The 13,519-nt window shown below is 64.1% G+C and carries 12 protein-coding genes; 11 read left to right on the forward strand and 1 reads right to left on the reverse strand.

Annotated elements, in window-relative coordinates; genetic code table 11:
- The first annotated feature begins 1 nt into the window (after window position 1).
- From JQ635_RS06495 to JQ635_RS06505, 3 genes are read left to right on the forward strand one after another with little or no spacing between them, the layout of a single operon-like run.
- Entirely contained in the window at window positions 2-1,702 is a 1,701-nt protein-coding gene (locus JQ635_RS06495; protein WP_211409045.1) for a hydrogenase maturation protein, read from the forward strand.
- Complete coding sequence (locus tag JQ635_RS06500; RefSeq protein WP_211409046.1) at window positions 1,699-3,156, forward strand: sigma-54-dependent transcriptional regulator; 1,458 nt, start codon at window positions 1,699-1,701, stop codon at window positions 3,154-3,156. Before JQ635_RS06495 ends, JQ635_RS06500 begins: the two co-directional genes overlap by 4 nt.
- Window positions 3,131-4,498 (forward strand): sensor histidine kinase, encoded by a 1,368-nt coding sequence (locus JQ635_RS06505; protein ID WP_211409047.1) that lies wholly within the window; start codon window positions 3,131-3,133, stop codon window positions 4,496-4,498. Before JQ635_RS06500 ends, JQ635_RS06505 begins: the two co-directional genes overlap by 26 nt.
- A 27-nt stretch (window positions 4,499-4,525) precedes the next feature.
- Here the strand turns inward: JQ635_RS06505 and JQ635_RS06510 are convergent, their stop codons facing one another.
- Window positions 4,526-5,218, reverse strand: a complete 693-nt coding sequence (locus JQ635_RS06510) for an SDR family NAD(P)-dependent oxidoreductase (protein WP_211409048.1) — start codon at window positions 5,216-5,218, stop codon at window positions 4,526-4,528.
- Window positions 5,219-5,455: 237 nt separating this feature from the next.
- Here JQ635_RS06510 and JQ635_RS06515 point away from each other — a divergent pair, with 237 nt between their 5' ends.
- From JQ635_RS06515 to JQ635_RS06550, 8 genes are all read left to right on the forward strand, one after another.
- The gene (locus tag JQ635_RS06515; RefSeq protein WP_211409049.1) at window positions 5,456-6,259 is read left to right on the forward strand and encodes an SDR family oxidoreductase; all 804 of its coding nucleotides are present in this window, start codon (window positions 5,456-5,458) and stop codon (window positions 6,257-6,259) included.
- Window positions 6,252-7,454 (forward strand): pyridoxal phosphate-dependent aminotransferase, encoded by a 1,203-nt coding sequence (locus JQ635_RS06520; RefSeq protein ID WP_211409050.1) that lies wholly within the window; start codon window positions 6,252-6,254, stop codon window positions 7,452-7,454. The genes JQ635_RS06515 and JQ635_RS06520 overlap by 8 nt, the downstream gene beginning before the upstream one ends.
- A 329-nt stretch (window positions 7,455-7,783) precedes the next feature.
- Entirely contained in the window at window positions 7,784-8,605 is an 822-nt protein-coding gene (locus JQ635_RS06525) for an ABC transporter permease (RefSeq protein ID WP_246583344.1), read from the forward strand.
- On the forward strand, window positions 8,605-9,408 hold the full coding sequence (locus JQ635_RS06530; RefSeq protein ID WP_211409052.1) for an ABC transporter permease: 804 nt from the start codon (window positions 8,605-8,607) through the stop codon (window positions 9,406-9,408). The genes JQ635_RS06525 and JQ635_RS06530 overlap by 1 nt, the downstream gene beginning before the upstream one ends.
- A 29-nt stretch (window positions 9,409-9,437) precedes the next feature.
- The gene (locus JQ635_RS06535; protein WP_246583345.1) at window positions 9,438-10,502 is read left to right on the forward strand and encodes an extracellular solute-binding protein; all 1,065 of its coding nucleotides are present in this window, start codon (window positions 9,438-9,440) and stop codon (window positions 10,500-10,502) included.
- Between the two features lie 11 nt (window positions 10,503-10,513).
- Window positions 10,514-11,608, forward strand: coding sequence for an ABC transporter ATP-binding protein (locus JQ635_RS06540; RefSeq protein ID WP_211409054.1), 1,095 nt, complete (start codon window positions 10,514-10,516; stop codon window positions 11,606-11,608).
- 238 nt (window positions 11,609-11,846) lie between these two features.
- Window positions 11,847-12,542: a 5-oxoprolinase subunit PxpB gene (gene pxpB, locus JQ635_RS06545; protein ID WP_211409055.1), complete on the forward strand. Its 696-nt coding sequence runs from the start codon at window positions 11,847-11,849 to the stop codon at window positions 12,540-12,542.
- A complete protein-coding gene (locus JQ635_RS06550; RefSeq protein WP_211409056.1) occupies window positions 12,539-13,516 on the forward strand; it encodes a biotin-dependent carboxyltransferase family protein in 978 nt (325 codons plus the stop codon). Before pxpB ends, JQ635_RS06550 begins: the two co-directional genes overlap by 4 nt.
- Window positions 13,517-13,519 lie beyond the last annotated feature (3 nt).

Consider the following 13,519-nt stretch of genomic DNA (forward strand, 5'->3'; position numbering starts at 1 on the left):
GATGCGCATCCTGCTGCTATCGCATTCCTTCAACAGCCTGACGCAGCGGCTGCATGTCGAGCTGCGCGAGCGCGGCCACGAGGTCTCGGTCGAGCTCGATATCCATGCCGACGTCACGCGCGAAAGCGTGGCGCTCTATCGACCGGATCTGGTGATCGCGCCGTTTCTGAAGCGGGCGATCCCCGACGACATCTGGCGAAGCGTGCGTTGCCTCATCGTTCATCCCGGCCCGCCCGGCGACCGCGGACCGGCCGCGCTCGATTGGGCGATCCTGGAGGGGGCTTGCGAGTGGGGCGTCACCGTGCTGGAGGCGGATGGTGAGTTCGACGCCGGTCCGGTCTGGGCGTTCCGCACCTTCCCGATGCGGCGCGCGCCCAAGTCCAGCATCTATCGCAACGAGGTGACGTCATGCGCGGTCGCTGCGGTGCTCGACGCTATCGCGGCGATCGAATCCGAATGCGCGGCTCCGCAGCCGATGCGCAGCGACGATCCGCGCATTCGCGTGCGCGGACCTTGCCGGCAGGCGGACCGGACCATCGACTGGCAGCACGACACGACGGCGACCGTCCTGCGCAAGATCGACAGCGCCGACGGCATGCCGGGGCTCGCCGACAGCCTGTTCTTTCAGGACGTCAGGCTGTTCGATGCGCACGAGGCGCACGGCATTTCCGGCGTGCCCGGCACCGTCGTGGCACAATGCGACGGCGCCCTCGCGCGTGCCACGGTCGATGGCGCGGTCTGGATCGGCCATGTCAGGCGGCTCGCGCCGAGAAGCCTGAAGCTGCCGGCCGCAAAGGTCTTCGCGACCGAGGCGACCCATCTGCCGCATCGGCCCGGTTGCGGCTACGCGCCGATACGATATCGCGAGCTTGGCGAGGTCGGCGAGCTCGCGTTCTCCTTCTACAACGGCGCCATGAGCAGCGCCGATTGCGAAGCCCTGCTCGGCGCCTATCGCGCTGCGCTGGCGCGCCCTATCAAAGTGCTGCTGCTGACCGGCGGCCGCGATTACTGGTCCAACGGCATTCACCTCGCCGAGATCGAGGCGGCCGAAAGCGCGGCCGATGAGTCCTGGCGTAACATCAATGCCATCGACGATCTCGCCCGCGCGATCATCGAGACCACCGATCGCCTTGTCGTCTCAGTCATTCGCGGCAATGCCGGGGCGGGCGGTGTGTTCCTCAGCCTCGCCGCCGACGAGGTCTGGGCCAGCGACCAGGTCGTCCTCAATCCGCACTACAAGGACATGGGCAATCTCTTCGGCTCGGAGTACTGGACCTATCTGCTGCCGCGGCGCGCCGGTGCTGCGAATGCGACCCGGATCACACAATGCCGGCTTCCCATGGGCGTGATGGAGGCCCAGCGTCTCGGCATCGTCGATCGCGTGCTGTCGGGCGGGGAGCTTGCGGACGCAAGCCTCGTTGAGCGCGGCGCCGCCATGGCGTCGGATGCCGGCCTTGCCGCGCGTCTTGCCGGCAAGCAGGAGCGGCGAGCGGCTGACGAGGCCGAGAAGCCCTTGCAGACCTACCGCGATGAGGAACTGCGGCGGATGAAACAGAATTTCTACGGCTTCGATCCGAGCTACCACGTCGCGCGTTACAACTTCATTCACAAGGTGCCGAAATCGCGCACGCCGCTGACCATCGCGAACCACCGGTCAAGGCGGGTGCCCGAGCGGCCCGTTGCCATGGCGGTGCCGTCATGAGCGCTCAGGGAACCATTCTCGTCGTTGACGACGAGGTCCGCTCGCAGGAGGCCTTGCGGCGCGTGCTCAGGGAGGATTTCGAGGTGCTCTGCGTCGGCAACGCGGCCGACGCGGAGAAGCTGCTGGAGGGCGAGATCGTCCACGCGATCCTTTGCGACCAGCGGATGCCGCATGAATCCGGCGTGAGCTTTTTGAAGCGCGTGCGCGAGCTCTGGCCGGATCCGGTGCGGATGATCATTTCGGGCTATTCCGACTCCGAGGACATCATCGCAGGGCTGAACGAGGCCGGCATCTATCAATACATCACGAAACCCTGGCAGCCGGACCAGCTGGTCGAGACCGTCAAGGAGGCGGTGCAGCTCTATCGGCTTCAGAAGGAGACCGAGACCGCCGGCGTGGACGTCAAGGCGACGTCGGGGCATATCAAGAAGGTCGTCTCGGTCAAGCGCGGGGCGGTCAAGCAGCTTTATGATTTCGACCGCATCGTGCATTCGGCGGAAAGCCCGATGCACAACGTCATCGAGCTCGGTAAGCGTGCCGCCGACTACGACATCTCGGTGTTGATCACCGGCGAATCCGGCACCGGCAAGGAGCTGCTGGCACGCGCCATCCATTACGGCTCGGCGCGAGCCAGCAAGGCCTTCGTGGTCGAGAATTGCGGCGCGCTGCCGGACGAGCTTCTGGAGAGCGAGCTGTTCGGCTGCAAGAAGGGCGCTTTCACCGGCGCCTATCAGGATCGCATCGGCCTGTTCGAGGTTGCCGATGGCGGCACCATCTTCCTCGACGAGATCGGCGAGACCTCGCCGGCATTCCAGGTCAAGCTCCTGCGCGTGTTGCAGGAGGGCGAGATCCGGCCGCTCGGCGCACAGCGCGTGCGCAAGGTCGACGTGCGCGTGGTCGCTGCCACCAATCGCGATCTCGAAGCGGAGGTCGAAGCCGGTCGCTTCCGGCGCGATCTCTACTACCGTCTCGCCGCGTTCCCGGTGCATATGCCGGCGCTGCGCGAACGTCCGATGGATGTCCCGTTGATTGCGGAGGGCGTGCTGGCGGTGGTCAAGACCTCGTTCAACCGGCCGAGCCTGCGGTTCGCGCGTTCGGCACTGGACGAGTTTGCCAAATATCACTGGCCAGGCAATGTGCGCGAGCTTCAGAACGAGATCCAGCGCATGGCCGTGCTCGCCGACGAGGATGAGCTGCGTGCCCCGCCGCTGCTCGGCCGCCGTAATGGAAAGCGGCCCGTGCCCGGCCCCGCCAACGGCAAGCTGAACGGATCGGCCTCCCTGAAAGACAAGGTGGAGGATCTCGAGAAGTCGGTTATCATGACCTATCTGGAGAGGTACGACGGAAATATCAGCCGCGTCGCCAGCGAGCTCGGGTTGTCGCGGGTCGGCCTCAGGAACAAGCTGTCCAGGTATGACTTGAGAAAAAATGTCAAAGGCGACGCATTCTCCTGACGCAAGCGAGGCGGATTCGCTCCTCAAGCTGGTGACGAGCCGCGGCGCGATCGAGTTCGATCACGAACGCGAGGGCGCGTGGATCGAAGTCATCCGCAAGATGGACGAGGTCTATTCCGACCTGCTGCGCTACGAGGTCGACCTCGAGCACAAGAACGCCGAGCTCGAGGAGGCGCAGGCGTTCGTCACCAACGTCATCGAGTCCGTCTCCGATATCCTCATTGTTTGTGACGCAAAAGGGCTGGTGCAGCAGGTCAATTCCGCGTTCCAGCGCACGCTTGGCCGCGGCAATGACGAGATCGTCGGCAGGAAGATGGCCGATATCATCGACGCCGCCGACACCGCCAAGCTGGCATCGCTTCTCAAGCCGCGCGCAACATCCGATGTGGTCGACGGCGAGCTGCGCTTTTCGGCCGATGGCGGCAGCTCGGACCTGTTTGCGATCAACAGCTCGCCGAGGCACGACCATCGCGGACGCTTCATCGGCGTGGTCCTGACCGGGCGGCCGATCGGCGAGCTCCGCCGTGCCTACGAGGCGCTGCACAAGGCCCATCATGAATTGCAGCGCGCGCAGCGGCAATTGGTCGAGCAGGAGAAGATGGCGAGTCTCGGCCGCCTGGTCGCAGGCGTGGCGCACGAGCTGAACAATCCGATCAGCTTCGTCTACGGCAACATCCACGCCCTGACGCGCTATCGCACGGCGATCATGACCTATCTCGATGCGATCCATGGCAATACCGAGGCCGGCGATCCCGCCGCGCTGAGGAAGAGCCTGCGCATCGACGACATCCTGGACGACTTCGGTCCGTTGATCGAGGGCACGATGGAAGGTGCCGTTCGCATCAGCGAGATCGTGAAGAATTTGCGTCGTCTCTCCTTCAGCAAGCTCGGCGAGGTCGAGCGCGTCAACATCGAGCGGCTGATCAACACGGCCGTGCTGTGGGCCGTCCGGACCAGGCACGTGCGCGCGGACGTCCAGATCGAGGTCGAGCCCGGCCTGTGGATCTCGGGCAATGAAGGGCAGCTGCATCAGGTGATCGTCAACCTCGTCGAAAATGCCATCGATGCAATGCGGAACACCGAACAGCCTCGGTTGGTCGTCTCGGCCGCGCGCCGGGGCAACGAGATCCTGTTCAGGATCTCCGACAACGGGCCGGGGATCCACAAGGACCATATCAGCCATATCTTCGAGCCGTTCTTCACCACCAAGCAGGTCGGCGAAGGCACCGGGCTCGGCCTTTGGATCAGCTACGGCATTGTCCGCGAGCATGGCGGCGAACTCTCCGCCGTCAACGAGTCGGATGGCGGAGCGACGTTCTCGTTTGCGTTGCCGGCGGCCTAGTTCCGGGTCAACATGTCCGGCCGGGCCCTAAAGCATCGGCTCGAACTGGCAGTGCACGAGCATCTCGGAGACCGAGGCGTTGTTCGGCAGCATGAGTGCAGTCTCCGCCAGGCGGGCGATGTCGCCCGGCTGGCTCATCTCGTGGCGGGGGATCTCGTCGTCGTTCAGCGTCATGTCGGTGGCAACGTAGCCCGGGCAGATCACCGTCGCCCGAATGCCGGCCGCGCGTCCTTCCCGGCGAATGCCGTGGGTGAGGGCGACCACGGCGAACTTGGTCATGGCGTAGCCGACATTGCTTCCCACGCGCTTTCCGGCGAGGGATCCCAGATTGATGACCCGGCCATGACCGCAGACGGCCAGATGGGGGAGGGTAGCTCTGACGAGGCGCAGGGGACCCTTGACGTTCACCCGCCACATCTCATCCAGCGCGGTCTCGCCTTCGTCGGAGACACGGACCTTCGGATTGATTCCGGCCGCGTTGACGATGGCATCGACGCCGCCCCACCGCGCGACCGTTGCGTTGACCCAGGAGATCGGGCTCTTGGCGTCTTCGGCGTCATAGCGGTGCGTCATCAGCCTCTCGCTCTCGGCGAGACGGCTCGGGTCGCGAAGCCCCGCCGACACGCGGAAGCCCGACGCCAGCAGCCGGTCGACGACCGCGCGCCCGATGCCGCGCGAAGCCCCGGAGACCATGACGATCCGATTGCCGACTTCCAACATCTGGTCCGTCTCCCATGGCTGAGCGAAGCGCACCCCAAAATGTAAGGGGATGCGGGCGGCGGCGAGTAAGAGAAATTCACTCTGCCTGCATCGGGTGTGCTTATGGCTCGCGCCCGACGACTTTTGGCCCGGGATATTGGATGTCCTTATGAGGGCAGAACAAATCCGCTGTATGCGTGCGCCAATCTCCGCACGTAACTTTCCGCCGCTCTGGCTGACGGCAAGAGAGCCTTGCGGATGGGATTTTCGGACTACCGAACGGCGTTGGTGACAGGCGCGTCCTCAGGTATTGGGGCCGCGACGGTGCGGCGCCTCTGCGCCGAGGGGCTCGAGGTTCATGCGCTGGCGCGCGACGTTGGCCGGCTGGCCAGCCTGTCGGCCGAGACCGGGTGCCACGCCTGCGCGGTCGATGTGAACGATCTCGACGCCTTGAAGCGCCTTGCGAGCTCGGCCGAATTCGATGTTCTCGTCAACAATGCCGGTCAGTCGCGACGCGGTACCATCCTGGAGACAGCGCCTAACGACGTCGACACGCTGGTCGACGTCAACCTGCGCGCGGTCCTGCACCTGACGCGGCTGATTGCACCAGGCATGGCGCGGCGCAACCGCGGCCACGTGGTTAATGTCTCGTCGATCGCCGGCCACTACGCCTTCGGCGAGAACGCCACGACATTCAATTCATCCGTGGCCTATCATGCGACCAAGGCCGGCGTTCATTCGCTGTCGCAGCAATTGCGCGTCGATCTCTATGGCACCCGCGTTCGCGTCACCGAAATCTCGCCCGGGCGCGTGGCGACGAGCATCTTCCAGAACCAGAACGCCGCCGACAATCCGGATGCCCGCTTCGTCGGCGCGTTCGAGACCCTCCAGTCCGAGGACATCGCGGATGCCATTGCGTTCGCGGTGGGATCGCCGGCGCGGATGAACGTCGCGACGATCGAGGTCGTGCCAACATTCCAGGTCGTCGGTGAATTGCGATTTGCAAGCCGATCCGAGACCGCACGTTTGAAAGACATGAGAAGTGGAGCTGATAATGCCTGAACTCGCAAACCGCCTCAAGACCGTGAAGGTGTCGGCCTCGGCGGCGATGACGGACAAGGCGCGCGAGCTCCGGGACGCGGGCGTCAAGATCGTCGGCCTGTCGTCCGGCGAGCCCGATTTTCCGACGCCTCCGCACGCGATCGAGGCCGCACATCGGGCCGCCCTCGCAGGCGATACCAAATATCCGGCGCAGCCGGGAACCGTCGCGCTGCGGACCGCGGTCCAGCGCAAGTTCAAGCGCGAGAACAATCTCGACTACGCCCTCGACGAGATCCTGATCGCCAATGGTGGCAAGCAGATCATCTTCAACGCGCTGTTCGCGACCTGCAATCCCGGCGACGAGGTCGTCATTCCGGCCCCGGGCTGGATCACCTATGCGGACATCGTTCTTCTGGCGGAGGCGACGCCCGTCGCCGTGCCTTGCCCGGAGAACAACCAGTTCAAGCTTCGTCCGGCGGACCTGGAGGCGGCGATCACGCCCAAAACGAAGTGGCTGATCCTGAATTTTCCCAACAATCCAACGGGCGCTGCCTGCACGCGCGAGGAGATGCGAGCGATCGCCGACGTCATGCTGAAGCACCCCGACGTCTGGATTCTCACCGACGACATCTATGAACATCTTACCTACGATGGCTTCGAGTTCTGCACCATCGCGGAGGTTGAGCCGAAACTGAAGAATCGTGTCGTGACCGTGAACGGCGCGTCCAAGGCCTACGCCATGACCGGCTGGCGGGTCGGCTATTGCGGCGGCCCCAAGGACCTGATTGCGGCGATGAACAATGTCCACGGTCAGGCGACCGGCGGAATCTGCACGCTGAGCCAGGCGGCGGCGGTCGCTGTCCTGGACGGTCCGCAGGATTACCTCAAGGAGCGCGCGGACATTTATCGCGATCGGCGCGATCTGGTGGTCAACCTCCTCAATCAGATTCCGGGTATCACCTGCCACAAGCCGCAAGGGGCTTTCTACGTGTTTCCGAACATCGCCGGCTGCATCGGCAAGACCACCAAGGGCGGACAACGGCTGGAAACCGATGCCGACTTCATCTCGGCGTTGCTGGAGGAGCAGCATGTCGCGGCCGTACCGGGCGGCGCTTACGGTATGAGCCCGTACTTCCGGATTTCCTACGCGACCGATACCGAATCCCTCAAGGAGGGCTGCCGGCGCATCGCGAGCTTCTGCGAAAGCCTGCGCTGACGCGTCGATATGTCAGGGGGCTTGGCCCTCGGCGGAGAATGAAAGATGCAGCCAGCGGCATTTGTCGACCAAGATCGGAGCAGGATGCCGAACCAATTGTCATAATCGTTCTTAATGCCCCTAAACGAAGATGTTCTTGGTCCTGTAGGATGCCGACGCATAAGCTTTGTGCAAAGAGGGGTATTGCCTTGGTATCGAGCAGTCGAGGACGGCCAGCGATGACCACCAGCGACGATGCGGTGGCAGTCTTAGGTGTTCAGGCTCCACCGGCAACCCGGCGGGCATCGCGGTGGCGCCTGGCATTGCCTGTCGGGCTTCTCGCCGTCCCCATGCTGGCATTTCTGACGTACTTCTTCTTCTATCCGGCGCTCGGGCTTTTGCTCTCGAGCATCCAGACCCAGGACAGCCGTGGCATCATCGGCCGCCCGTTCACGCTGGCGCACTACGCCCGTCTGGTCAACGTCGAGCTCTATGCACGCGTGCTCTGGACGACGCTGCGGATCAGCATCGTCACCTCGGTGCTTGCGACAGTGCTCGCCTATCCGGTCGCCCTGGTGATGGTCAAAAGCCGTCCGATGGTCACGCGGATCATTACCCTGATCGTCATCGCGCCTCTGATCGTGAGCGTGGTGGTTCGTGGATACGGCTGGCAGCTCGTGCTCCAGAACGGTCCGAAGGGCATGCTGAACTGGATCCTGATGACGCTGCACATCGTCGATGCCCCGATATCGGTCCTCTACACCGAGGCCGCCGTCGTCATCGGATCGCTGCACGTGTTCTACCCGATGATGGTTCTGCCGCTGGCCTCGGCGCTCGGCAAGATCGATCCCAACCTCGAGGATGCGGCCCGCATGCTCGGCGCGCCCTGGTGGAAGGTGTTCCTGCGGGTGACGCTGCCGCTGAGCATGCCCGGCTTCGTCGCGGGCTTCACCCTGGTCTTTTCGCTCACTGCCGGCTCCTTCGTCATTCCGGCGATCCTGGGCGGCGCCTCGGCGGTGATGCTGGGCAATCTGATCGAGCAGCAAATCTTCGTCGTCTACGACTGGCCGTTCGGTGCCGCGATCGCTGTCGTCCTCGTCGGCCTCGTCCTCGCGGTGAACGGCGTCTCGATGTGGCTTCTGGAAGGCCGGCGCCTCAGGAGGGCCGAGTGATGGACGAGCGGTTTTCCGGCTTCGGCGCCATCATCCTCTACACCATCACCGCCGGCATGATGCTGTTCATCCTGGCGCCGCTGCTCCTCGTCATGGCGGTGTCGGTCTCCGATTCCTATTTCGTGACGTTCCCGCCGCAAGGCTTCACGCTGAAATGGTACGCCAAGGTCCTCCAGGACCGCGACTTCCTCGAGGCGATGAGGCTGAGCATTCTGCTCGCGCTCGGCACGACGGCGGGCTCGCTCCTGTTTGGCGTGCCCGCGGCCTTTGCGCTGGTCCGTGGCAGGTTCTTCGGGCTGGCGGCGATCAAGGGGTTCCTGCTGTCGCCGCTGATCTTCCCGGCGCTGGTCACCGGCCTGGCGCTGCTTCAGGTCCTGACCAAGCTCGGCTCGCAGGATGCGCGGCTCAATCTCCTGATCGGGCACGTGGTCGTGACGTCGCCCTATGTCATCCGCACCGTCGTCACCAGCCTCCAGCTCGTGGACGAAAACCTGGAGGATGCCGCGCGCACCCTCGGCGCAAACCGGCTGACGACCTTCTGGCGCGTGACGCTGCCGCAGATCGCCTCGGGCGTCGCTGCCGGCGGGCTGTTCGCCTTCATGGTGTCCTTCGACAATTACCCGGTCACGATGTGGCTGGCGAACTCGGAATACTCGCCCGTGCCGCTCGTCCTGATGCGGCAACTGGTCAACGTCTTTGACCCTTCCGTGCCGGCGATGTCGACGATCATCATCCTGATGGCGATGGTCGGCGTGCTGCTGCTGGAGAAACTGGTCGGCCTTCGCCGCGCGCTGGCTGCCTGATGTGCATTGGTTAGATGGAGATTGGACCCATGAAGCTGACACGTAGGACTCTCATTAAGGCCGGTGCATCCGCGGTTGCGTTCCCGACGATCATCAGCCGGTCGTGGGCGCAGGACGCCAAGCAACTGCATGTCGGCGTCTACAACTCGGCGCTGGGCAAGCTGATCCAGAAAGAGGTCATTCCCAAGTTCGAGGCCGAGTTCAAATGCCGCGTCTTCACGATCGAAGGCGCAACACTTTCGAATATCGCTGCTCTCCGCGCCACCCGCGACACGCCGCGCTTCAGCATGATGATGATGGACGACGTCGGCATCCCCCAGGCCAAGCAGGAGGAGCTGATCGACAAGCTCGATGCGGCCAGGATTCCCAACCTTGCGAAGGTCTATCCGCGCTATCTCTTCGAGGACGGCTATGGCGTCGGCTTCTCGATCTCCAGCGCCGCCATGTTCATCAATCCGCAGGTGACGAAGCCGCTCGAGAGCTATGAGCAGATCTTCGATGCGAAATATCGCAAGCAGATTCTCTTGAACACGCCCAAGAACACCCAGAGCGTGCTGATGCTCATCGTGGCGACGGCGCTCGTGACCGGCAAGCCGCTGAAGGAGGCGCAATACCTGGTCGATAGCGGCTGGGACAAGCTCTCGACCCTCAAGCCCAACGTGTTGACGATCTACGACAGCGAGGCGCAGGTGCTCCAGGTGGCCCAGGGCCAGGCGACGATCGGCGGCATCGAATATTCGAAGGCGATCTATCCGCACACGGCCAAGGGCATGCCGATCGACATGACCTTCCCCAAGGAAGGTGCGTTCACCGGCATCAACAGCATGACGCTGGTCAAGAATGCGCCCGAGCCGGAGCTCGCCTGTGCCCTGATCAACCGCATTCTGGAGCCCTCGGTCGCCAAGATGCTGTCCGAGCAGACGCTCAGCGCGCCCTCGGTCGGCGGCATCGACTTCAAGCCGGAGACGGCCAAGTTCCTGGCCTATCCCGACACCAAGGCAACCGATCTCGGACTGTTCACGCCGGATTGGAAGTTCATCGTTCCGCGCCGCGGTCCGTGGCTGGAGCGCTATAATCAGGTGTTCACGAGCTAGGACAGGCTACCATGAGGTCTTCCGAAGTCAGGCTTGACCGCCTCAGCAAGGAATATAACCGCACCGTCGCGGTCGACGACGTCTCGCTCACGATCGAGCCTGGCCACATGGTGGCGCTGCTCGGTCCGAGCGGATGCGGCAAGACCACCTGCCTGCGCATGATCGCGGGGCTGATCCGCCCGACATCCGGCGACGTCTTCGTGAACGACAAGAGGATGACCGACGTTCCCGTGCATCGCCGCAACGTCGGAATGCTGTTCCAGAACTACGCGCTGTTTCCTCATCTGACCGTCGAGGAGAACATCGCCTTTGGCCTCGAGATGCGCGGCATATCCAAGGCGGATGCCGCGAGGAAGGTGGGCGAGGCCCTCAATCTGGTCCAGCTCTCCAGCTTCGGAAAGCGCTATCCGGCGCAACTCTCCGGCGGCCAGCAGCAGCGCGTCGCGCTGGGGCGCGCCCTCGTGATCGAGCCCGCCATGCTGCTCCTCGACGAGCCGCTCGGGGCGCTCGACAAGGGGCTTCGCGAGAGCATGCAGGTCGAGCTGCGCGCGCTTCAGCGCAGGCTCGGTCTGACCACCGTCATGGTGACCCACGACCAGGACGAAGCCCTGACCATGGCCGACAAGATCGTGGTCATGCGCGACGGCAAGCTCGAGCAGGTCGGTTCGGCGACGGAAATCTACCAGCGTCCGGCCTCGAAATTCGTCGCGCAGTTCATCGGCGCGTCAAATCTGTTTCAGGGGCCCGTCGAGCAGCGCAACGGCAGCGGAGCGGTCATTCGTGTCTCGCCCGAATTGAGCCTTCAGGTCGATCAGATCCCGTCGTCGGCCAGCGACGTGATGGTTTCGATCAGGCCCGAGGCGATCGTGGTCGAGCGCGCTGGCCAAAGCCCGGCGTCGCAACGCGCCAACAGCGTGACGGCGCGCGTCGACCAGGCCATCTATCGCGGGTTCGTCAGTCACTACTATCTCAAGACGCCGAGTGGCGGCCAGATCATTGTGTTCGAGCAGAACCAGTCGCAGCAGGCCGGGCTCCGATACGCGGTGGGCGAGGAAGTCGTGGCGCGGTGGGAGTCGCCGAGCAATCACGTCATTGCGCGTCACTGAAGCCGGAGGCGAGCGCAGCGTCTTGCGGGCAATCGACATCCCTTATACCCGCAGACGAACATCGTCTTGGATCGGCTTGCGTCGCTTGGCTAGATCTAAAGCATGATCCGGAAAAGTGCGAAGCGGTTTTCCGAAAAGATCATGCGTAACAACAACCTGGAGCGCGATGGCGATTCATCCAAATCTCATCGCGCTTTAGGGGTGGCAGCGCCACGGGCGTTCGACCAGCGAGGCCCTTTTGTCGATTAATCAGCCCAACGCTCCTTTTGTCGGCACGATCGAGAAAAGCCCGAAGATCAGCCTGATCGGCACGCTTGCGATGCTGGTCGAGGCACCGGGTGATTTCGACCTGGTGCAGCAGGGCCGCATCTGGGCCCTTGCGGATGCGGTTTCCACCTGGCCCAACGTCCAGGAGGCTGTCATTGGCGTCACCAATGTGATGCTCGTATTCGAGCAGCCGCCGGCGGATATCGGCATGCTCAGCGCTTCGATCGTTGAACTCTGGCATCGTGTGCCTGGCCGGAAGGCCGACGGCAAGCTCATCGAGATTCCCGTGGTCTATGGCGGTGAGCTCGGCTTCGATTTGCCGGCGGTTGCGAGCCGCGCCGGACTGTCCGAGCGCGACGTCATCAGGATTCACAGCGAAGGCGAATACACCGTCTGTGCGGTCGCGAGCTCGCCGGGGTTCGGCTATCTCCACGGCCTCGATCCACGCATCTACATGCCGCGCAAATCCGTGCCGTCGCTCAACATGCGCGCGGGCTCGGTGACGATCGGCGGGATGCAGACAGGCGTCGCGGTGCTGACAAGTCCGAATGGATGGAACGCCATCGGCTGGGCCTCGGTCGCGATGTTCGATCCGAATTCCGAACAGCCCTCGCTCATGCTTCCGGGCGACCGTGTCCGATTCAGGATCGATCGGATCGAACTATGATCGAGATCCTGACCAGCCCCGCCTTCAACACCATCCAGGACCTGGGCCGCCATGGCGCGCGCCGTTTCGGCGTGAGCACGTCGGGGGCCATGGATCCCGTCGCGCTCGCCGCCGGCAATGCGCTGCTCGGCAATGACGACAACGCGGCCGGCATCGAGATCCAGACCTTTCCGTTCCGCCTGCGCTTTTCGGCCGACACCGCATTTGCGCTCACCGGCGCCGATCACGACGCGACGCTGGCTGGATCGGCCGTTCGGCCGTGGTGGTGCACGCGGGCGAAGGCGGGCGACATTCTCGCGATCACCGCGCCGCGGCGTGGTGCGCGGGTCTACATGACGTTCGGCGGCGGCATCGATGTTCCGCTCGTGCTGGGCTCGCGCAGCACGCACATGCGCGGCGGCTTCGGCGGGCTCGAGGGCCGTACCTTGCAGGCGGGCGACGTCGTGCCGATTGGAAGTTCGTCGCATGGCAGCGACGGCCGCTGCGACTTCGGCGTCGCGCCGCCGGACGTTGCGATCGCGGGCACAGCTCCTGCGGATGACCGTGTGCTGCGGATACGCGTCATGCGGGCCGGCGAGTACGAGCTGTTCTCGGAGGCGATGCAGGCGACGTTCTGGTCGACGCGATGGAAGATCAGCGCCCAGAGCGATCGGGGCGGCTACCGTCTCACCGGCGGCAGGCTGACATTGGACGCGCCTGTCGAGATGCGCTCGCACGGTGTGGTGGCCGGCGTCGTGCAGGTGCCGCCGGCCGGTGAGCCGATCATCCAGATGAGCGATGCCAATACGGCCGGCGGCTATCCGAAGATGGCGGCCGTGATCCAGGCCGATCTCTGGCGCCTCGGCCAGGCGGCACCGGGATCGGTCATCGCCTTCAGTGAGGTGAGCTACCAGGACGCGGTCGCGGCCATGGCTCCCGTCAACGACTACCTCGCGAAGTTGCGTGCGACCGCGGATCTCTATCGAGCGCTTTGAGTG

This window comes from Bradyrhizobium iriomotense, assembly GCF_018130765.1.
Classification (GTDB): domain Bacteria; phylum Pseudomonadota; class Alphaproteobacteria; order Rhizobiales; family Xanthobacteraceae; genus Bradyrhizobium; species Bradyrhizobium iriomotense_A.

Excerpts from the sequence above, each read along its gene's own strand:
- JQ635_RS06495 (WP_211409045.1), top strand. The coding sequence starts at position 2 with ATGCGCATCCTGCTGCTATCGCATTCCTTCAACAGCCTGACGCAGCGG.
- JQ635_RS06500 (WP_211409046.1), top strand. The coding sequence starts at position 1,699 with ATGAGCGCTCAGGGAACCATTCTCGTCGTTGACGACGAGGTCCGCTCG.
- JQ635_RS06505 (WP_211409047.1), top strand. The coding sequence starts at position 3,131 with ATGTCAAAGGCGACGCATTCTCCTGACGCAAGCGAGGCGGATTCGCTC.
- JQ635_RS06510 (WP_211409048.1), bottom strand. The coding sequence starts at position 5,218 with ATGTTGGAAGTCGGCAATCGGATCGTCATGGTCTCCGGGGCTTCGCGC.
- JQ635_RS06515 (WP_211409049.1), top strand. The coding sequence starts at position 5,456 with ATGGGATTTTCGGACTACCGAACGGCGTTGGTGACAGGCGCGTCCTCA.
- JQ635_RS06520 (WP_211409050.1), top strand. The coding sequence starts at position 6,252 with ATGCCTGAACTCGCAAACCGCCTCAAGACCGTGAAGGTGTCGGCCTCG.
- JQ635_RS06525 (WP_246583344.1), top strand. The coding sequence starts at position 7,784 with ATGCTGGCATTTCTGACGTACTTCTTCTTCTATCCGGCGCTCGGGCTT.
- JQ635_RS06530 (WP_211409052.1), top strand. The coding sequence starts at position 8,605 with ATGGACGAGCGGTTTTCCGGCTTCGGCGCCATCATCCTCTACACCATC.
- JQ635_RS06535 (WP_246583345.1), top strand. The coding sequence starts at position 9,438 with ATGAAGCTGACACGTAGGACTCTCATTAAGGCCGGTGCATCCGCGGTT.
- JQ635_RS06540 (WP_211409054.1), top strand. The coding sequence starts at position 10,514 with ATGAGGTCTTCCGAAGTCAGGCTTGACCGCCTCAGCAAGGAATATAAC.
- JQ635_RS06550 (WP_211409056.1), top strand. The coding sequence starts at position 12,539 with ATGATCGAGATCCTGACCAGCCCCGCCTTCAACACCATCCAGGACCTG.